The sequence below is a fragment of the Macrococcoides bohemicum genome, from assembly GCF_003259675.1.
Taxonomy (GTDB): domain Bacteria; phylum Bacillota; class Bacilli; order Staphylococcales; family Staphylococcaceae; genus Macrococcoides; species Macrococcoides bohemicum.
Genome location: NZ_PZJG01000005.1, coordinates 143,243 through 164,365 on the forward strand (window position 1 = coordinate 143,243; position 21,123 = coordinate 164,365).

At 34.7% G+C, this 21,123-nt stretch carries 20 protein-coding genes; 19 read left to right on the forward strand and 1 reads right to left on the reverse strand.

The window, feature by feature from the left end; genetic code table 11:
* Positions 1–125: 125 nt before the first annotated feature.
* The 14 genes from BHX94_RS13000 (at position 126) to hfq (ending at position 14,654) form a co-directional block, all read left to right on the forward strand.
* Positions 126–236: an ATP-binding cassette domain-containing protein gene (locus BHX94_RS13000; protein WP_242446682.1), complete on the forward strand. Its 111-nt coding sequence runs from the start codon at positions 126–128 to the stop codon at positions 234–236.
* Complete coding sequence (locus BHX94_RS09335) at positions 211–543, forward strand: hypothetical protein (protein WP_111746136.1); 333 nt, start codon at positions 211–213, stop codon at positions 541–543. Before BHX94_RS13000 ends, BHX94_RS09335 begins: the two co-directional genes overlap by 26 nt.
* A 192-nt stretch (positions 544–735) precedes the next feature.
* A complete protein-coding gene (miaB, locus tag BHX94_RS09340) occupies positions 736–2,268 on the forward strand; it encodes a tRNA (N6-isopentenyl adenosine(37)-C2)-methylthiotransferase MiaB (protein WP_111746138.1) in 1,533 nt (510 codons plus the stop codon).
* Complete coding sequence (locus BHX94_RS09345; protein WP_111746140.1) at positions 2,268–2,693, forward strand: YlbF/YmcA family competence regulator; 426 nt, start codon at positions 2,268–2,270, stop codon at positions 2,691–2,693. Before miaB ends, BHX94_RS09345 begins: the two co-directional genes overlap by 1 nt.
* A 64-nt stretch (positions 2,694–2,757) precedes the next feature.
* The gene (gene thiW / locus BHX94_RS09350; RefSeq protein ID WP_111746142.1) at positions 2,758–3,252 is read left to right on the forward strand and encodes an energy coupling factor transporter S component ThiW; all 495 of its coding nucleotides are present in this window, start codon (positions 2,758–2,760) and stop codon (positions 3,250–3,252) included.
* Between the two features lie 2 nt (positions 3,253–3,254).
* Positions 3,255–5,849 (forward strand): DNA mismatch repair protein MutS, encoded by a 2,595-nt coding sequence (mutS, locus tag BHX94_RS09355; protein ID WP_111746144.1) that lies wholly within the window; start codon positions 3,255–3,257, stop codon positions 5,847–5,849.
* A gap of 8 nt (positions 5,850–5,857) precedes the next feature.
* Positions 5,858–7,813 (forward strand): DNA mismatch repair endonuclease MutL, encoded by a 1,956-nt coding sequence (mutL, locus tag BHX94_RS09360; protein ID WP_111746146.1) that lies wholly within the window; start codon positions 5,858–5,860, stop codon positions 7,811–7,813.
* Complete coding sequence (locus tag BHX94_RS09365; protein ID WP_111746148.1) at positions 7,813–8,355, forward strand: glycerol-3-phosphate responsive antiterminator; 543 nt, start codon at positions 7,813–7,815, stop codon at positions 8,353–8,355. The genes mutL and BHX94_RS09365 overlap by 1 nt, the downstream gene beginning before the upstream one ends.
* 132 nt (positions 8,356–8,487) lie before the next feature.
* A complete protein-coding gene (locus BHX94_RS09370) occupies positions 8,488–9,306 on the forward strand; it encodes an MIP/aquaporin family protein (protein ID WP_111746150.1) in 819 nt (272 codons plus the stop codon).
* Positions 9,307–9,324: 18 nt separating this feature from the next.
* A complete protein-coding gene (glpK, locus tag BHX94_RS09375) occupies positions 9,325–10,818 on the forward strand; it encodes a glycerol kinase GlpK (RefSeq protein ID WP_111746152.1) in 1,494 nt (497 codons plus the stop codon).
* A 20-nt stretch (positions 10,819–10,838) separates the two neighbouring features.
* A complete protein-coding gene (locus BHX94_RS09380) occupies positions 10,839–12,512 on the forward strand; it encodes a glycerol-3-phosphate dehydrogenase/oxidase (protein WP_111746154.1) in 1,674 nt (557 codons plus the stop codon).
* A 130-nt stretch (positions 12,513–12,642) separates the two neighbouring features.
* Complete coding sequence (locus BHX94_RS09385; RefSeq protein ID WP_111746156.1) at positions 12,643–13,542, forward strand: alpha/beta fold hydrolase; 900 nt, start codon at positions 12,643–12,645, stop codon at positions 13,540–13,542.
* Positions 13,535–14,473, forward strand: a complete 939-nt coding sequence (miaA, locus tag BHX94_RS09390; RefSeq protein WP_111746158.1) for a tRNA (adenosine(37)-N6)-dimethylallyltransferase MiaA — start codon at positions 13,535–13,537, stop codon at positions 14,471–14,473. Before BHX94_RS09385 ends, miaA begins: the two co-directional genes overlap by 8 nt.
* Positions 14,457–14,654 (forward strand): RNA chaperone Hfq, encoded by a 198-nt coding sequence (gene hfq, locus BHX94_RS09395; protein ID WP_111746160.1) that lies wholly within the window; start codon positions 14,457–14,459, stop codon positions 14,652–14,654. Before miaA ends, hfq begins: the two co-directional genes overlap by 17 nt.
* A 99-nt stretch (positions 14,655–14,753) precedes the next feature.
* Here the strand turns inward: hfq and BHX94_RS09400 are convergent, their stop codons facing one another.
* Positions 14,754–15,227: a glutathione peroxidase gene (locus tag BHX94_RS09400; protein WP_096076633.1), complete on the reverse strand. Its 474-nt coding sequence runs from the start codon at positions 15,225–15,227 to the stop codon at positions 14,754–14,756.
* A gap of 66 nt (positions 15,228–15,293) precedes the next feature.
* On the opposite strand from BHX94_RS09400, the gene hflX reads away from it, so the two are divergent.
* The 5 genes from hflX to BHX94_RS09425 all read left to right on the forward strand — a co-directional run bounded on the left by hflX (position 15,294) and on the right by BHX94_RS09425 (position 21,094).
* A complete protein-coding gene (gene hflX, locus BHX94_RS09405; protein ID WP_111746162.1) occupies positions 15,294–16,610 on the forward strand; it encodes a GTPase HflX in 1,317 nt (438 codons plus the stop codon).
* On the forward strand, positions 16,591–17,850 hold the full coding sequence (locus tag BHX94_RS09410) for a methionine gamma-lyase family protein (protein WP_111746164.1): 1,260 nt from the start codon (positions 16,591–16,593) through the stop codon (positions 17,848–17,850). The genes hflX and BHX94_RS09410 overlap by 20 nt, the downstream gene beginning before the upstream one ends.
* A gap of 116 nt (positions 17,851–17,966) precedes the next feature.
* Positions 17,967–18,302, forward strand: coding sequence for a MerR family transcriptional regulator (locus BHX94_RS09415; RefSeq protein WP_111746196.1), 336 nt, complete (start codon positions 17,967–17,969; stop codon positions 18,300–18,302).
* Between the two features lie 17 nt (positions 18,303–18,319).
* Complete coding sequence (glnA, locus tag BHX94_RS09420; RefSeq protein ID WP_111746166.1) at positions 18,320–19,657, forward strand: type I glutamate--ammonia ligase; 1,338 nt, start codon at positions 18,320–18,322, stop codon at positions 19,655–19,657.
* 402 nt (positions 19,658–20,059) lie between these two features.
* A complete protein-coding gene (locus tag BHX94_RS09425) occupies positions 20,060–21,094 on the forward strand; it encodes a DUF2332 family protein (RefSeq protein ID WP_111746168.1) in 1,035 nt (344 codons plus the stop codon).
* Positions 21,095–21,123 lie beyond the last annotated feature (29 nt).

Sequence of the window (21,123 nt, forward strand, 5' to 3'; positions counted from 1 at the left end):
CTATATAAAAATAGTTATGAAATATATATTATGAAAATAATAAAATTAATTTAAAGTTTAAACAGAATAAATTTGTACTAGATATACCAAGTCTTCATATACCAAAAGGATACATTACAGGTCTTATCGGTGAAAACGGTGCAGGTAAAACGACGCTTATCTATCAACTATTAAATCTTACTACACCAGATAGTGGAGAAATAACGATATTTGAACAAAACTTATTATGCGATTAATGATGATTTCTTTAAATTTCACGGTATTATGATGATGTTAGGTATAAGTCTTATCATGAATGGACTCATGCTAATATTTGGAATCAAAAATTCACTATCTTATGTAATACTTGCGAGTATCGGTGGTGCATTTCTAATATTCGCATTCGGCTTCCATTACTTATTAGTAATGAATGATTTCAATATGCATCTAAATCTGAGTGATAATAAGTACTGGCACTTTTATTTATATCAAATGCCATATATCGTAACTGCTATCGGAATTATTATTTGCATCACTTCATTATTTATCGTTAGAAAATGTTAAGAATCGTTCCACATTTTACACATCCTACAGCTCTTTCCAAAATGTTCACTCCTTTAATATATGATACATATTATTATATGCTATATATTTCCATTTTGAAAATGATTACTGTAAAGTAAAAATACTTTGAAAAAGCGACTTTAAAAAGTTATACTATATGAATGATTAAGTTGAAAATGGGGTTATTATAAAATGAATGAAGAAAGCAGATTAGATGCTTCTCAAGTGCGTGGTAAGAACGCACCAGAGAAAGATTACAGTAAATATTTCGAAAAAGTTTACCAGCCGCCAAGTTTGAAAGATGCAAAAAAACGTGGTAAAGAAACTGTCGAGCATCATGCATTTACAATTGATGATAAATATAAAGGATTAGGACGTGGTCGTAAATTCTTTATCCGCACTTATGGTTGTCAAATGAATGAACATGATACAGAAGTAATGGCAGGTATATTTGAAGCGTTAGAATATACAGCTACAAATGATGTGAATGAAGCAGATGTTATTTTATTGAACACTTGTGCGATTCGTGAAAATGCCGAGAACAAAGTATTTGGTGAAATCGGTAATTTAAAACATATTAAACTTGCCAAGCCTGACGTATTAATTGGTGTTTGTGGATGTATGTCTCAGGAAGAATCAGTTGTCAATAAAATAATGAAATCTTATCAAAATGTAGATATGATTTTCGGTACGCATAATATTCACCGCTTACCAGCCATTTTAGATGAAGCATACATGTCTAAAGCAATGGTCGTTGAAGTTTGGTCTAAAGAAGGGGATGTTATTGAGAACCTTCCAAAGGTCCGTATGGGTGAGACGAAAGCCTGGGTTAATATTATGTACGGTTGTGATAAATTCTGTACGTACTGTATCGTACCATTCACACGAGGTAAAGAGCGTAGCCGTCTTCCGGAAGAGATTATTGCTGAAGTAAGAGATTTAGCACGTCGTGGTTATAAAGAGATTTGTTTACTTGGTCAGAATGTTAATGCGTATGGAAAAGATATTGAAGGATTAAATTACGGTTTAGGTGATTTAATGGCTGATATCCAGAAAATTGATATACCACGTGTAAGGTTTATGACGAGTCATCCGTGGGACTTTGATGATCGATTAATTGAAGTATTAGGACAAGGTGGCAATATTGTCCCACACATCCATCTACCAGTTCAAAGTGGTAATAATGAAGTGCTGAAAATTATGGGTCGTAAATATACGCGTGAAAGTTATTTAGCGTTAGTTGATAAAATTAAAACTGCCATTCCTGATGTTGCATTAACAACTGATATTATTGTCGGTTATCCAAATGAGACTGAAGAACAGTTTTTAGATACGATAGACTTATATGAACGCGTCGGTTTTGAACATGCATACACTTACCTTTATTCACCACGTGAAGGTACGCCAGCTGCAAAAATGAAAGACAACGTGTCAACTGAAGATAAGAAAGATCGTTTAAGACGCTTAAATAAAGTAGTTGAACATCATACTGAAAGTGCATTAAAGAAATATCAGGATCAGGAAGTTATTGTCTTATGTGAAGGACCTTCGAAGAAGAATGAAGCTATTCTTGCTGGCTACACGGATAAAAGTAAGTTAGTGAACTTCCCTGGACCAAGCGAAGCGATTGGTAAGTTAGTTAAAGTTAGAATTACTGAAACGATGCGTTATTCATTAAACGGAGAATTAGTAGAAATTTTAGAACCAGTTGGGGTGGAAAATTAATGTATACAAATGATGAGATATTAGCAAAAGCAAAAGAATTAGGTAAGATGATGGCAGAAACAGAAGCGGTTGAATTTTTTAAACGCGCAGAAGCTCAAATTCATGAAAATCAAAATGTTCGTGAAAAAATGGCTTCATTAAAATCTTTACAAAAACAAGCGGTTAACTTCCAGAACTATGGTAAAGAAAAAGCTTTAGGTATGGTAGAAGAGAAGATTGCAAATGTTGAGGCTGAACTTGATGAAATGCCGATTGTAGATCAATTTAAAGAAGCACAAGGTGAAGTAAATGCATTACTTCAAATGGTTTCTCATGCAATTAGTCAAACTGTAACAGATGAAATCATTGTTTCAACGGGTGGCGATTTATTATCTGGTGAAACGGGTGCAGCTGCAGCGAATAGCACACCTGGTAAATGTAGTTAATTTTATAAAATGTAAATAATGTCGGTTCATTTGAATCGGCATTATTTTATTAATGGAGGGAAATATGAATAATACGCGTAAACTCACTTTAACAAGTATTCTTATCGCGATGAATATTGTATTAAGTCAAATTATTTCTATTCCGATTGGTCCGATTAAAGCATTTCCGATGCAGCATTTTATCAATGTTTTGTGTGCTGTTTTTGTGGGTCCGTGGTACGGACTTGCTCAAGCTTTAATCAGTTCGGTTTTAAGAAATATATTTGGTACAGGTTCATTTTTTGCATTTCCAGGCAGTATGATAGGAGTGTTAATAGCGGGTATCATGTACAATAAGTTTAGAAAAATTGGATTTGCCTCTCTTGGTGAGTGGATTGGTACAGGTATTATTGGAAGCATCTGTACAATTCCGATGATGTTTGTAATGAATATTGATTTGAATAGTTTTATGCCAATCTTTTATGCATTTTTAATCAATAGTTTTATTGGTAGTATGATTGCATATTTTTTATTGAAATTATTAGATAGAAGAAATTTAATAAATAAAAGGAATGGTTAAAGATGTCTAAACCAACACCGATGATGGCGCAATATTTACAGATGAAAGAACTTTATAAAGACACGATTCTATTCTTTCGTCTTGGTGATTTTTATGAGATGTTTTACGATGATGCGATACTTGCAGCGAAAGAACTGGAAATCACTTTAACACGTCGAGATAAGAAAAATGCGATTCCTATGTGCGGAGTACCGCACCATTCAGCAAAGAATTATATCGAACGATTAATTGAAAAAGGTTATAAAGTAGCCATTGCTGAACAAATGGAAGATCCTAAGCTGACTAAAGGGATGGTCAAGCGCGAAGTCGTTCAGATTATCACACCTGGAACAGTGATGGATGATATGATTAGTGAGAATGAAAGTAATTATTTAGCTTGTCTTTATAAAATTGAACATGATTATATTATCGCTTATAGTGATGTTTCAACAGGTGAATTAAAAGTTACACAGTGCGATGAAACAACGATGATGAATGAATTAAGCAGTATTTCACCGAAAGAGATTATAGTAAATTTTGAATTACCACAAACAATGGATCAGCAAATTCGTCTGATGACAAATGTTGTATCTTTCTATGAGTCGCATGACACTTTTAAACTGGTCGATGAACTAGATATTGAATTACAACCAGCAGTTAATTTGCTACTAAGCTATATTAAAGATACACAGATGAAGGCATTAAACCATATCGATAAACCAATTGCATACAAAGCGCTGGGGCATATGAGGCTCGATATGTATGCAAAGCGCAACTTAGAGCTTACGGAAAGCATCCGTTTAAAAACAAAAAAAGGTACGCTTTTATCCATCTATAATCAATGCAAAACACCAATGGGGAATCGCAGATTAAAGGACTGGATTGAACGACCACTAGTAAATAAGGAACAAATTGAAGCGCGATTATCAGTTGTTCGTTTATTTAATGATGAATTTATATTAAGACATAATCTACGAGAAGCTTTAACGCACATCTATGATATTGAACGCTTAGCGGGTAGAGTCCAGTTTGGCAATGTTAATGCGAAGGATTTGATACAGTTAAAATATTCATTAGAACAATTGCCTAGAGTTAATGAATTACTGCAACCTTTTCAACATATTATTAGCGGGCTTGACGGGATTCGAAGTTTAGCACCGTTATATCAAATGCTGGAAGATAGTATCGTCGATGAACCACCAGTCACGCTAAAAGAAGGTGGCATCTTTAAAGATGGCTATAATGTTACGCTTGATGAATACCGTGATGCCCAGAAAAATGGTAAAGCATGGCTTGCGGAACTACAGGCAAAAGAACGTGAACGTACAGGTGTTAAATCACTTAAAATAAGCTATAACAAAGTATTTGGATATTATATCGAAATTTCAAAAGCGAATCTCGTCAATATTGATATTGCTAATTTCGGATATGATCGTAAGCAAACATTAAGTAATGCAGAGCGTTTTATTACTGAGGAACTGAAAGAAAAAGAAGCATTGATTTTGGGCGCTGAAGAAAAGGCGATAGATTTGGAATACGAAGCATTTATCGAATTACGTGAACAGGTAAAAGCTTATATTCCTAATTTAAAACGCCAGGCAAAACGCATTGCTGAACTTGACTGCCTGCAAAATTTTAGTGAAGTCGCAACGAATAATAATTATACAGAACCGGTAATTTCAAGCCGTCGTGTGCTCGATATAAAAGATGCGAGACACCCTGTAGTAGAGCAGGTGATGGAACGTGATCAATATGTACCAAATGATTGTTTGTTAGATGATAATGGTTTTATTTACTTAATCACAGGACCAAATATGAGTGGTAAATCGACATACATGCGCCAAGTAGCATTGATTAGTATTATGGCGCAGATGGGATCATTTGTACCAGCTAGTCGTGCAGAATTACCGATATTCGATCAAATCTTTACGAGAATTGGAGCTGCAGATGATTTAGTCAGTGGTCAAAGTACATTTATGGTGGAAATGTTAGAGGCTAAAAATGCTTTAGTAAACGCAACTGAAAATAGTTTGATTATCTTTGATGAAATTGGACGTGGTACGTCTACATATGACGGGTTATCACTTGCTCAATCCATGATAGAATATGTTCATAATCATATCGGTGCGAAAACGCTTTTTTCAACGCATTATCACGAATTAGTAGGTTTAGATGATTCGCTTGATGGATTAAACAATATACACGTTGCAGCAAAAGAATATAACGGTGAACTTATTTTTCTGCATAAAATTATGCCTGGAGCAGTAGAAAACAGTTATGGTATACATGTTGCAAAACTGGCAAATCTCCCGGAAGAAATCATTAGTCGTGCAGGACATCTATTAGAAACTTTTGAAAATTACAGCATTAAAGATTTAAATTTTGTAAGTAAAGATGATAAAAAAGAAGATTTAAAACAAAATGAGATTAAAGGTGTTGACGTTTACAGTAAAGAAATCATCAAGGATCAACAAACTGTAATGCAGCCATCTTTTGATCTGTTTGGTGAATCAGAAAAAAATAATGTCATTGATGAACTGAAGAATTTAACGATAGAATCTATGACACCAATAGAAGCATTACTCAAGTTACAACAATTGAAGTCTCAAATAAAGTAGGTGAATAAATGGGTATTATAAAAACATTAGATGCCTCATTGAGTAACAAAATTGCAGCAGGTGAAGTGATTGAACGCCCGCAATCTGTTGTTAAAGAATTAGTGGAGAATGCAATAGATGCTCGTGCCACAAAGATAACTGTTGCGGTAGAAGAAGCAGGTTTAAAAAGAATAAAAATAACTGATAATGGTTCAGGTATTGATGAAGATGATCTGGAGTTGATGTTTTTAAGACATGCAACGAGTAAGATTTCAGATGATCATGATTTATTCCATATTCGCACATTAGGATTTAGAGGAGAAGCGTTAGCTTCAATTGCTTCAGTAAGTCGTGTGACAGTGAATACATGTAGTGATGGTGAAGTTGGACATCAAATTAAAGTTGAAAATAGTCAAATTGTCAGCCGTAATCTTCATGCAGCGCGTGTAGGAACTGAACTGATTGTCGAAGATTTATTTTATAATACACCTGCTCGATTAAAATATGTTAAAAGTTTACAGACCGAACTCGGTAAAATAACTGATATTATGAATCGATTTATAATGAGTTATTCTGAAATACAGTTTACTTTAATAAGTGAGGGAAAAGTAGTTGTTCAATCCATTGGCAATGGTAAGTTAAATGAAGCAATCGCTGTCATATATGGTATGAAGATTGCAAAAGATATTGTAGAAATTAATGGTGAGACAGGCGATTATAAAGTGAATGGGTATATCGCTAAGCCAGAACATACAAGAAGTAATCGACATTACATGTCGATATTTATCAATGGTCGTTATATTAAAAACTTTATGCTCACGAAAGCGATTATCAATGGCTATCATACTTTATTACCGATCGGCAGATATCCGATTGTAAGTATTCATATTTCGATGGATCCTGGACTTGTTGATGTGAATGTGCACCCAACAAAGCAGGAAGTCAGATTGTCAAAAGAACCACAGTTAATGCAATTAATTGAACAGTTAATCAAGGAGAAACTACTCGGACAAAATTTAATACCGAAAGTTACCACCAAGAATAAAGTACTTGAACAATTCGAACAACAAAAGTTTGAATATGATCATCGTATTTCTGAGCAAGTTGTAAAGGAAAATCAAAGTCCTGATTTTAAAAGTTCATTTAGTAATGAACAGTCTACTGCATCTGATGTTACAACAGAAGTTGTTCATAGTGAATATGATTATGTAGATAGTAATAATAGCGATAAGGCATCTACAAAAGAAGGAGATACAAAGCGCAATTCTGCTGACAAAATCAATATACATAATCGACTTGTAGAAACGAAACAAGATATGAATAGAGACTCGTTTAACTTCGAAACAGAGATTGTAAAGACGACTGAAGATTTACCTCAAAATGAAGCAATACAAATTCAACCCCGAAAACTTCCATATTTAGAGGTTGTTGGGCAAGTACATGGTACTTATATTGTCTGTCAAAATGAGTCGGGAATGTTTATGATTGATCAGCATGCCGCTCAGGAACGTATTAAATATGAATACTTTAAAAATAAAATCGGAGAAGTAAGCCATGAATTACAGTCTTTACTATTTCCGGTTAATTTACAGTTAACACAAGATGAAGCAATGAAGTTTTCTATGCTTCAGGAAAAATTATCAGAAATAGGTGTAACACTTGAACACTTCGGTGGTCGAGATTATGTCGTCAATGAAGTGCCTATATGGTTTCCTGATGACGCGAAATCAACGATTGAAGATCTTATTGAATATTTATTTGAACATCAGCATGTGGATTTAAATAAATTCAGAGAAGAGACTGCGATTATGATGAGCTGCAAGAAATCAATAAAAGCAAACCATTATTTAAAGCATGAAGATATGATGCGATTAATAAATGAGCTCGCACAAACGAATGAACCTTTTACATGTCCACATGGACGTCCGATTATCATTCAGTTTACAACGTATGAACTTGAGAAACTATTTAAGAGGGTGATGTAATGATTTTACCAGCAATCCGTTCTATGAAAGATCTTGAAAAATTTGTGACGACTCAGTATTCCACCTGTGTCATATTAGATGTGCATATTGGTCATGTCAGTCACTATATTCAATTTCTAAATCAACATCAAAAGTCAGCATTTATTCATATTGATTTGATTAAGGGTATGTCAACTGACGAATATGCCGCAGAGTATATTATACAGAAGTATAAAGTTGAAGGCATTGTATCCACAAAACCCAAAATTATAAAAAGAGCGAACCAGCTTGGGGTTAAAACGATTCTCAGAACGTTTATTATAGACTCAAATGCACTGAAAAAAAGTTATGAACTCATACAAAGTGCTGATCCTGATTTTGTTGAAGTTCTGCCTGGTCTGCTTTATAAGGCAATTGAAAATATTCACAAAGTAACCGGTAAAAAAATTATAGCCGGGGGCCTTATTGAATATCCAGAGGAAGTAGAGAAGGCATTATCTGCAGGTGCAACATATGTGACGACAAGCAATAAGGAACTTTGGAAACATTGTGAAATAAAATAATTGACACCGTTTACATAATTAGATATGATTATGTTAAGTTAATAACTGGGACGAGTAGAAGAGACCTCTAATATAAAGTATTAGGGGTCTCTTTGTCTTTTTTTAACTTAACTAAACAAAGAGGATGGGTCTATGAATGCTTTTGTGGGAGAATTAATTGGTACTGCAATCTTAATTTTATTTGGTTGTGGTGTAAATGCGAACGTTAATTTAAAGGGGACGTACGCAAAAGGCAGTGACTGGATTGTTATCGCAGTAGGTTGGGGTCTTGCTGTTGTTATGGGTGTGTATGCAGTTGGATCAATTACTGGTGCGCATTTAAATCCAGCAGTTACAATAGGAATGGCAGTTGATGGGAGCCTTCCGTGGAATCAAGTCCTTCCATATTTTGCAGGGCAGATGGTTGGAGGTGTACTTGGTGCGACATTAGTATGGTTCCAGTTTATGCCGCACTTTAAAGAAGAAGACGAAGCAGGTACTAAACTTGGCGTATTTGCAACAGGACCGGCTTATCCTAACTATGTTTCTAACTTTGTATCGGAAATCATAGGAACATCAATCTTAGTTATGTCACTGTTATTCATTGGCGGAAATAAATTTTCTGAAGGCTTAAACCCTCTAGTAGTAGGGTTATTGATTATAGCCATCGGAGTAAGTTTAGGTGGAACAACGGGATATGCAATTAATCCGGCACGTGACTGGGGTCCGCGTATCGCTCATACGATTCTGCCGATACCAGGTAAAGGGTCTTCCAACTGGAAATATGCAGTGGTTCCAATGGTAGGTCCGATGGTTGGTGGTGTCTTCGGCGCTACATTATTCCATGTTTTATTCAAAGAAGATCAATATATGTTATTTGGTTTATCAATCGCATTAATTGTCGCTACATTAGTGCTTGGTGTATTCTTGAATAAAGCAGTGTTAAAGAATGAAAAAACTGACTTAATATAAAACAAAAGGGTGATGATTATGGAAAAATACATTTTATCAATTGATCAAGGGACAACAAGTACACGTGTAATCGTTTTTAATAAAGACGGGGAGATTAAAGGGGTATCTCAAAGAGAATTTACGCAGCATTTCCCAAAAGCAGGTTGGGTAGAACATGATGCCAATGAAATCTGGTCGACTGTATTGTCATGTTTTGCGTCCGTTCTTACAGAATCGAATATTAGACCTGATCAGATTGCGGGTATTGGTATCACAAATCAACGTGAAACAGCAGTCGTATGGGATAAGAATACAGAGCGTCCAATCTATAATGCAATCGTATGGCAGTCTCGTCAAACGCAGGAAATCTGTAATGATCTTAAAGATAAAGGATTAGAAGATGAATTTAGAGAGAAGACCGGTCTTTTACTCGACCCTTATTTTTCTGGTACGAAAGTCAAATGGATTCTTGATAATGTTGAAGGAGCTAGAGAAAAAGCTGAGAATGGTGATCTATTATTCGGTACGATTGATTCATGGCTCGTATGGAAGCTGTCAGGCTGTAAAGTACACGTGACGGATTACTCAAATGCAAGTCGTACATTGATGTATAACATTCATGAATTGAAATGGGATGAACAGCTGCTTGAATATTTAACTGTACCTGCTTCAATGTTACCTGAAGTACGCCCGTCAAGTGAAGTATACGGTAAAACAGCAAATCATCATTTCTTTGGTCATCAGATTCCGATTGCAGGTATTGCTGGTGATCAGCAGGCAGCGTTATTTGGGCAAGCATGCTTCGAGTCAGGAGAAGCTAAGAACACATATGGTACAGGTTGCTTTATGTTAATGAACACAGGCGAAAAAGCAGTTAAGAGTGAAAATGGCTTATTAACGACTTTAGCTTATGGTATTGATGGCAAAGTCAACTATGCGCTTGAAGGATCCATCTTTGTTGCGGGAAGTGCAATTCAATGGTTGCGTGATGGTATGCGTATGATTCAAAGTGCTCCTCAAAGTGAAGAGTATGCTACAAATGTTACAGATGCTGATGGTGTGTATGTCGTTCCTGCATTTGTTGGACTAGGTACACCTTACTGGGATTCTGAAGCACGCGGTGCAGTTTTCGGTTTAACGCGTGGTACACAAAAAGAACATTTTATTCGTGCGACTCTTGAGTCACTTGCATATCAAACCCGTGATGTTCTTGATGCGATGGAAAAAGATTCGAAGATTGAAGTCAAGACATTAAGAGTTGATGGTGGCGCTGTCAAGAATGATTTCTTGATGCAGTTCCAGTCTGATATTTTAGATGTACCGGTAGAGCGACCGGAAATTAACGAGACAACAGCCTTAGGTGCAGCATACCTGGCTGGACTTGCAGTAGGTTACTGGAAATCAAAAGATGAAATTCGTGATCGCTGGAACCTTGAAAAGCAGTTCGATCCAAAAATGGATGAAACAAAGAGAGATGATTTATATAAAGGATGGCAGACAGCGGTTAAAGCGACACAAGTATTTAAAAAATAAGTTTTTATGGAGGAATAATAATGCAACTTTCAAGTCTGAATAGAAATCAAACATTGAACAAAATGAAGGAAGAATATTATGATATCGTAGTGGTTGGTGGTGGTATCACCGGTGCAGGTATCGCATTTGATGCAGCACAGCGCGGTATGAAGGTCGCACTCGTTGAAATGCAGGACTTTGCAAGCGGAACTTCTTCACGTTCAACAAAGCTTGTTCATGGTGGATTACGTTACTTAAAACAGCTGCAAATTGGCGTTGTAAGTGAGACTGGGAAAGAAAGAGCGATTGTTTATGAAAATGGACCTCATGTAACGACACCAGAATGGATGCTCTTACCGATGCATAAAGGGGGTACGTTTGGACCAGCAACAACGTCTCTTGCATTAAAAGTTTATGACTTCTTAGCAGGTGTAAAGAAATCGGAAAGAAGAACGATGCTATCCGTGCAAGAAACATTAGCAAAAGAGCCCCTAGTGAAAGAAAATGGCCTTAAGGGTGGGGGCTATTATGTTGAATACAAAACAGATGATGCGCGTATGACGATTGAAGTGATGAAACGTGCGGCAGAATTTGGTGCAGATATATTAAACTATACGAAAGCAACAGGCTTTACTTATGATAAGAAAAAGAAAGTAAATGGTATTGAAGCTATAGATACTATCTCTAATACAAAGTTTAAAATTAAAGGTCGTAAAGTTGTTAATGCATCTGGACCATGGGTTGATGAAGTGCGTGGAAAAGATTATTCAATAAATAATAAGCAACTCCGTCTGACTAAAGGGATTCATCTTGTCTTTGATGAAAGTGTTTTTCCTTTAAAACAGGCAGTATACTTTGATACTGAAAGTGATAAACGTATGATTTTTGCGATTCCTCGTGATGGCAAAACGTATGTCGGAACTACAGATACTTTCTACAATAATGATAAAACAAGTCCGAAAGTAACACAGGAAGATCGAGATTATATCATTGATGCAATCAACTATATGTTCCCGACTGTAAAAATTACAGACGAGGATATTGAATCAACTTGGGCAGGTATTCGTCCGCTAATCTTAGAAAAAGGGAAAGATCCATCTGAAATTTCACGTAAGGATGAAATTTGGGAAGGTAAATCTGGCCTTCTGACGATTGCCGGTGGTAAATTAACAGGATATCGTCATATGGCTCAGGAAATCGTTGATTTAGTCGCAAAACGTTTAAAAGAAGAATATAAGCTTAACTTTAAAGAAAGCAACACTAAGCATACAACAATTTCTGGCGGAGATGTAGGAGGCAGTGCTAATTTCGAGCACTTTATTGAAAAGTCACTGAAACCTGAACTCTATAGTTATCTGCCGGAAGATGAACAAAGATTTCTGATTAAAAAGTATGGTTCAAATGTAGAGAAATTATTTAACATTGCACATACAAAACATACTGCTCAAGTGAACGGATTGCCATTAGTTTATTACGCACAACTTGTGTATTCAATACAGGAAGAAATGGTCGTTAAACCGACTGACTTCTTGACACGTAGAACAGGTGATCTCTATTTTGATATTCATAAAGTTGAACAGCGTAAGGAAGCGGTTATAGATACGATGGCTAATTTGCTCAATTATGACAACGGACAACGAGAAGATTACACACGTGAGCTTGAACAAAAGATTCATGAAGCAAAATCTCCTTCAGTTCAAGTTTCTGTAGAATAAATAAAGACGAATAACCATTGTGAATAAAACCATCCGAATAATTTTATTTGGATGGTTTTACTATATTTAATTCGAGGATAAGATTATGACGAAAATAAATAGTTTCGTTATAATATAGATGAGGTGAAGAATGATGGAAATTACGAATAAGTTTATTACGTTAAAGGATAACACACGTATTGCATTTAAATTATATAGACCAGAAAAAAGTAAGGGTGTCATTCAGATGATTCATGGTATGGCCGAACACAAAGAACGTTATGATGCAGTGTGCAGATATTTCTGTGATATGGGGTATGATGTGCTGATACATGATCACAGAGGGCATGGCAAGGATATTGGAAGTTCAGAACAAGGACATTTCCCATCGATTGATACTTTGGTAGAGGATGCATATGAAATATTTGAAACATTTGATTTTAAAGGAGAATTTATTTTGTTCGGACATTCTATGGGAAGTATCGTCGCTAGAAAATATGTTATTAATTACCCTGGTTTATTCGATAGACTCATATTGTCAGGTACTAGTTTCTATAATAAGAAATTTGAGGCAGCTGCGCTATTGCTTAAACCACTATTAAAAATACATCCACCCTATAAGAAGCTAGATTTCGTCAATAAATTGACTCTGAACGATTTTAATCGTAAGTTCAGACCATTACGAACAGAGAGTGACTGGATCAGTTTGAATGAGGATAATGTCGATGCTTTTGTCTCAGATCCTGATGCAGGATTTAATATGTCGATAGGTGCTTTAAATTCAATTAATGAATCATTAAAGTTTACAAGCAGTAAGAAGAATGTTAAACGCATGAATAAAAATCTTAAGATTCTTCTGGTAGCTGGCCAGGATGACCCTTTCTCAAATTTCGGAAAAGGTGTAGATAAAACAGGGAAGCTATTTAATAAGTGTGGTATTCATCATGTATATGTTCAGCTCTATGAAAATGCAAGACATGAAGTATTGTTTGAAAAAAATCAACAAGAAGTATTAAATAATATTGGGAAGTGGTTAAACCGAAATGAATAAGATACCTTTAATCGTAATTGTAGGGCCAACTGCAGTCGGCAAAACAGCATTAAGTATAGAAATTGCAAAACGTGTTGACGGAGAAATCATTAGCGGTGATGCTATACAAGTTTATCGGGGCATGGATATCGGCAGCGCTAAGATTACTGAAGAAGAAAAGGATGGAATTCCACATCATTTAATTGATATTTTAGAGCCTGATGAACCATATTCAGCCGCACAGTTTAAAATACATGCGGAAGCAATAATTGAAGATATATATGCACGTGGAAAAACCCCGATGGTTGTTGGTGGTACTGGACTTTATATTCAGAGTTTATTGTATCAATATGAATTTGTTGAAGAAAATCAGAGTGAAAAGATGCAATTACAGGAAAAATATAATCAACTGGAACAGAACGAACTTTATCAAATATTGACTGAATTAGATGCTGAAGCGGCATCTGTAATACATCCAAATAATAAGCAACGAATAATCAGAGCAATTATTTATTTTGAGATGCACAAAAAATCAATTACGACGCAAAAAAAAAGTCAGACAATCAATGAAAAATATGATACAGTTATTATAGGACTTAATATGCCGCGTTCTACATTATATAAACGAATCAACCATCGTGTATTACTTATGATTGACCAGGGATTGGTACAAGAAGTAGGTAACTTAATAGACAGTGGCTATAGAGATAAACAAAGCATGACTGCAATAGGGTATAAAGAGATAATTCCTTATATAGATGGAGAAGTTTCATTGAATCAAGCGGTAGATAGTTTGCAGCAAAATTCTAGGAATTTCGCAAAGCGTCAATTGACATGGTTTAACAACCAGATGTCGATTGAATGGTTTGACAGTAGCGATTTATCCATTAAAGCAATGGGTGATCAAATAATGACAAATATAGAGGGGAATTATTATGACAAATTCAGGTAATCTGCAGGATGCATTTTTAGAGAAGTACAAGACAAACAGAACAGAACTGACTGTTTTCTTAACGAATGGCTTTCAAATGAAAGGTATCGTATTAGACTTTGACAAATACGTTATTTTACTTAATGTCGGAGAAAAAGAAAACCTTATTTATAAACATGCAATTAGTACTTTTGTAGAATAATGTGATGCAAACAAAACAATAGAACAAATCCAGTGATGGATTTGTTCTTTTTTTGCTGTTAATCTTTATCATTCATCATTACACTAAATAAGTGATATCTTAAAGAATCTTTTCGATATCCTCAGTTAATGATTCAGGTGTCTTTGTTGGTGCGTATCGGTTAACAACATTTCCTTCTTTATCCACAAGAAATTTTGTGAAATTCCATTTGATACCGTCACCAAGTAATCCTTTTGTTTCTTGTTTTAAATATTTAAATAAAGGATGTGCATTGTCACCATTTACCTCTATTTTATCATGCATAGGGAAGGTTACGCCGAAATTTAATCGACAGTTTTGTTCAGCCTCAGCACCATCACCTGGTTCCTGGTTACCAAATTGATTGCACGGAAAACCTAAAACGATAAAATCCTGATCCTTATATTGTTGATAAATTTTCTCCAGTCCATCGAATTGTTTAGTAAAACCGCATTCACTGGCAGTATTGACAACTAGCATTGTTTTACCTTTATATTGTGATAAAGGGTATGTTTCATGTTTTGTATTTGTAACATTAATATCATAAATTGACATGTTGTTTCTTCCTTTCTACTTGTTTATTTTAATGTTTTACCGCAAACTATTGTAAGAGGTGATATTTTGAACGATACACATATAAATATAGAACGTGCTCTTATTATAGCAGTTCACTTAAAAATAGAAACAGATTTTGACTTTCAGGCGAGTGTTTCAGAGATGAGATCATTATGTGAAACAGCAGGGCTCGAAGTAGTCGATACTGTAATACAAAATAAAGATCGTACTGATCATTCATTTTATCTGGGAAAAGGAAAGATAGAAGAAATTATCGAATTAAAAGAACGCGGTGATTTGGAATTTGATGTTGTTGTTGTTAATGATGAATTAACAAATTCTCAATCAAAGCGTCTTAATGAGATGCTGGACTGTAAGATCATTGATAGAACGCAGGTTATTTTAGATATATTTGCGCAACGCGCAAAAAGCAGAGAAGGTAAACTACAAGTAGAACTTGCTCAGTTGGAATATTTATTACCACGTTTAAGTGGTCATGGTCAATCATTATCACGTCTAGGTGGGGGTATTGGTACACGTGGACCTGGTGAAACAAAGCTTGAAATGAATAGACGACATATTCGTAATAAAATTCATGATATTAAAACACAGCTTGAAGTAATAAAGGATCACCGTAAAAGATATCGAGAAAATCGGCAGAAAAAACAGATGTTCCAGGTGGCGCTTGTTGGTTATACAAATGCCGGGAAATCAACTTGGTTTAATAAATTGACTGAAAGTGACACATTTATGGAAGATAAATTATTTGCGACACTTGATCCGAAAAGTAAAATTATGAAAGTCAATGATGGCTTTAATATTTTATTAAGTGATACAGTTGGATTTATTCAGCAGCTACCGACGCATCTTGTAGAAGCATTTAGTTCGACACTTGAAGAAGCAAAGTATGCAGATGTGATTGTCCATGTGGTCGATCGCAGTCATCCAGATTATATGAATCATATTAAAACGGTTGAATATATTCTTGCAGACCTCGATATGAAAAATATTCCGATGCTTACTTTATATAATAAAAAAGATTTACTTGAATCGTCTGTTGAAACAACGGGTCCTCATCAACTTGTTGTGTCAGTTAACGACCTTGAAGATGTATCACGCTTTAAAGCAGCACTGGTCAATTTAATTAAAACCGAAATGCAGTCATATCATATTAAGATGCTGGATTATGAAGGTCAGACTATTTCTACCTTGAAGGAAACGACGCTCGTAGAAAATATTAAATTTAATGAAATGAGTAACCTATACGAAATTAAAGGATATGAAAATCCTGAAAACGGTGTTACTGAACAATTGATGAATCACAAAGCAGTTGAAACAATATACACAGAAACAGAGGATAATAATGAAGATAACAGAATATGATGCTTTACAGCATTTAATTGAACAAACAGATATAAAAATAGCTGAAACATTGAAACTGATTGAACAAAGAGCTCTGTTTAATCAGAAAAAAGTGTTGGATGCTTTCAGTGCCTTGAAAATTTCTGAAGGAGATTTAGTGGGCTCAAACGGATATGGTTATGACGACATGGGACGAGATAATCTTGAAGCGGTGTATAGTCATGTATTTAAAGCTGAAGACACAATTGTTAGACCACAAGTTATCTCTGGAACTCATGCAATTACACTTGCACTGCAAGCGAATTTAATGCATGGAGATGAACTGATCTATATTACCGGAAAGCCATACGATACCCTGCTTGAAGTAATCGGTGTAGAAGGAAAGGGTATAGGTTCATTAATAGAACAAGGTGTGAAATATCAACATATTGAATTGAAAGATAATCAGATAAATATTTCTTCAGTACTTGATGCTGTGAGTGACAATACGAAGATGATTGCAATACAACGTTCAAAAGGTTATAGCTCAAGACCATCGCTTACCATTGTACAAATTGAATCTGCTATTCAAGCGATTAAGGCACAATATCCAAATGTGATTATATTTGTCGATAATTGTTATGGTGAATTTGTTGAAGATAGAGAGCCGATTGAAGTAGGTGCGGATCTAATTGCAGGCAGTTTGATCAAAAATCCTGGTGGTGGCATATGTAAAATAGGGGGTTATATATCCGGTAGAAAAGATTTAATAGAACGTATCGGTTATCGATTAACAGCGCCTGGCATCGGAAAAGAAGCTGGCGCAACATTATTTAGTCTGCTTGAAATGTATCAGGGATTTTTCTTAAGTCCGCACGTTGTCAGTCAGGCTTTAAAGGGTGCGGTGTTTACAAGTGCAATACTATCACAATTAGGTATGGAAACTACACCACGTTTTGATGACTACCGTACTGATTTGATACAATCGGTTACTTTTAATGATAAAGAGAAGATGATATTATTCTGTCAGGCGATACAAAGTGCTTCACCAATTAATTCGCAATTCTTACCGATGCCAGCGTATATGCCGGGATACACTGATGATGTAATCATGGCGGCGGGAACGTTCATTCAAGGTGCATCGATTGAATTGACTGCAGACGGTCCTATTCGTGCCCCTTATGAAGCTTATATTCAAGGTGGATTAACATATGAACATGTGAAACTAGCCATAATTAAAGCGATTGAAAATTTAGTTGAAAAACAGGTTTTAACTTTATAAAACAAATCCATGTAAGGTTTCCTTACATGGATTTGTTTTTTGAAAAAAAGTGTGTTAATTTATAAATAGTTCTTAGCGGAGGTGCAAAATTGGCAAGTGATAAAGTAAGAAGAAACATGCCGGTATTTCCTATAGGTGTAGTAATGAAATTAACAGAGCTAACGGCGAGACAAATTCGTTACTATGAAGAACAGCAGTTGATAAAACCTGAACGCACTGAAGGTAATCAACGCTTATTTTCAATGAATGATCTTGATATTTTGCTTGATATTAAATTGTTACTTGAAAAAGGATTTAATATGAAACGTATCAAAACATTATTATATGAGAAAGAAAGTGCGATTAATACATCGTTTGAAGTGAAAGAATCTTTATATTATGATGTTAGTGAACTTAACAGTAAGACAGAAATACCTATTAACCGTGGAGATTTATCAAGATTTTTCAAATAAATTTATTGGAGGCTATTATGGCTAAATACACTAAGGAAGATATTAAAAGATTTGCAGAGGAACAAAACGTACGTTATTTAAGATTACAATTTACTGATATTTTAGGAGCAATCAAGAACGTTGAGATTCCAATCAGTCAGTTAGACAAAGCATTAGATAATGAAATGATGTTTGATGGATCATCTATTGAAGGTTTCGTACGCATTGAAGAATCTGATATGAAATTATATCCTGACTTAGATACTTGGGTAATTTTCCCTTGGACATCTGATAAAGGTAAAGTAGCGCGTTTAATCTGTGATATTCATAAACCAGACGGCACACCATTTGCCGGAGACCCACGTTCTAACTTAAAACGCGTATTACAAGAAATGAGAGAGTTAGGATTTACAGATTTCAACTTAGGGCCAGAGCCGGAGTTCTTCCTTTTCAAATTAGATGAAAAAGGTGAACCAACATTAGAATTAAATGACCAAGGTGGTTATTTCGATTTAGCACCAACCGACTTAGGTGAAAACTGCCGTCGTGATATCGTGCTTGAATTAGAAGATATGGGCTTTGATATCGAAGCATCTCACCATGAAGTAGCACCTGGACAACATGAAATTGACTTTAAATATGCAGATGCGATTACAGCTTGTGATAACATTCAAACATTCAAATTAGTAGTTAAGACAATTGCTCGTAAACATAATTTACATGCGACATTTATGCCGAAACCATTATTCGGTTTAAGTGGATCAGGAATGCACTTTAACGTGTCATTATTCAAAGGACCAAAAGAAAATGCGTTCTTTGATGAAAGTGGAGATATGCAGTTATCAGATGATGCGCGTCACTTCATCGCTGGTATTATGAAACATGCGAGAGGATTTACTGCGGTATGTAACCCATTAGTTAACTCATACAAACGTTTAGTACCTGGATATGAAGCACCTGTATATGTTGCATGGAGTGGACAAAACCGTTCTCCATTAATTCGAATCCCATCATCTCGTGGTTTATCTACACGTGTTGAAGTACGTTCAGTAGATCCAGCAGCAAACCCATACATGGCGTTAGCAGTAATTTTACAAGCTGGATTAGATGGTATTAAGAATAAATTAGAAGCACCAGCACCAGTAGATCAAAATATTTACGAAATGAACCGTGAAGAACGTGAATCTGTTGGTATCGAAGATTTACCATCAACTTTATATACTGCGATTAAAGCAATGCGTGAAGATGGCTTAATGAAAGAAGCATTAGGTGAGCATATTTACCGCCAATTCGTAAGATCAAAAGGCATTGAGTGGGACATGTATCGTCTACAAGTTTCTGAGTGGGAAATTGAGCAGTACTTAAAGCATTATTAATATAGATTTAACCGCCAACAATAGTTGGCGGTTTGTTTTTTTTGATTATTTTTCTCAATTTTAACTTTCACAGCATTCTGGATATTTAATATTACGCCGTCATTTAAAGTTACATCCGTTTCTTTTTCGTCATTAAAAAAATAATTATTGTTTGCAATATCTATATATCTAATGTAAATGTTATTTTACACATTATGTGAAAGATTTACATAGAATTCACACTTAAATAGTATGATAATTTTAAAATAATAATATTATTAAAAATAATTAAAAAGGGTATATACATATTGAAACTATCCATAGATTAATATAGAATATGTTGAATGTGGCTAATTATTATTTATATTTATTATGAAAAATATAGAATTAATAGTTTATAAATAAATAAATGGAGGCAGCAAGATGCCAGAAAAAATTAAAAAGCAATTTATTGCATATTCGGAAGCTGTTAAAGAAGACAGTCCTCTATATAGCTTTATTACAAAGCAAATCGCAGAAGAAGATAATTTAATGTTAAAGATAAAGCCTCATTTTTTTAATGCGCACTTTATTTCTTTATACTTATCTTCTGTGTTAAAACATTTATATATTTATGAAGATCAGCTTCGAGAGTATTATTTAAACTTCACTAATAATCCGAAGAAACCTTCAAAAGAGATGATAAAAGCTTTTCTAACTTTTCAAGAATCTCATTTTTCTGATATTTTAAGTGACATTGAACGTTTTAACTTAAAGAAGAATATTGTAGAACGTTCTTCTGTGTTAGTTCCAGTTTTTCAACATATTATTAAGTTAAGTGGACAGGAACAATTTAATGTTGTAGAACTCGGTTCAAAGGGTGGATTATTGTTAAATTATGATTGGTATGGCTATACCTTTAATAAAAAAATAGAAATTGGTAATACGAAAGATTTTAATATTAAAGTAAAATTAAATGGTTATGACGAAGGGTTTGATATTTCAAATCTTGCACATCCACAAAAAAAGGTGGGTATCACAAAAAATAAGATTGATTTAACGCTGGATGATGAGTATTTCTGGCTGATGAGTCTCTATTATCCAGAAGAGACAAAGCGACGTAAACATTTTATGAAAGCACGTAAAGTATTTCTGGAACATCCTATAGAAATATTAGAAGGCGATGAACTTACGCTTTTACCAGATGTAGTTGCTACATTACCGGACGATGAAGCTGTTATTTTATTTCATATTCATTTGACAAAGAATTGGTCAGATGATAAGAAGCAACAATTATTGGAGATAATAAGTGAATTTTCACAAACACACGAAATTTATCATGTTCATCATCAAATTTTTAATAATGATATCTATTTGGATTCATTTGTTGAGGGTAAATTACAACGTCAAAAACTAGCACATTTTGATTTAAATGAATTGACAATTGATTGGTTACATAATCAAAAAGTGATATTCTAGATTGAGTAAAAAACAGCGCATTTTTGCGC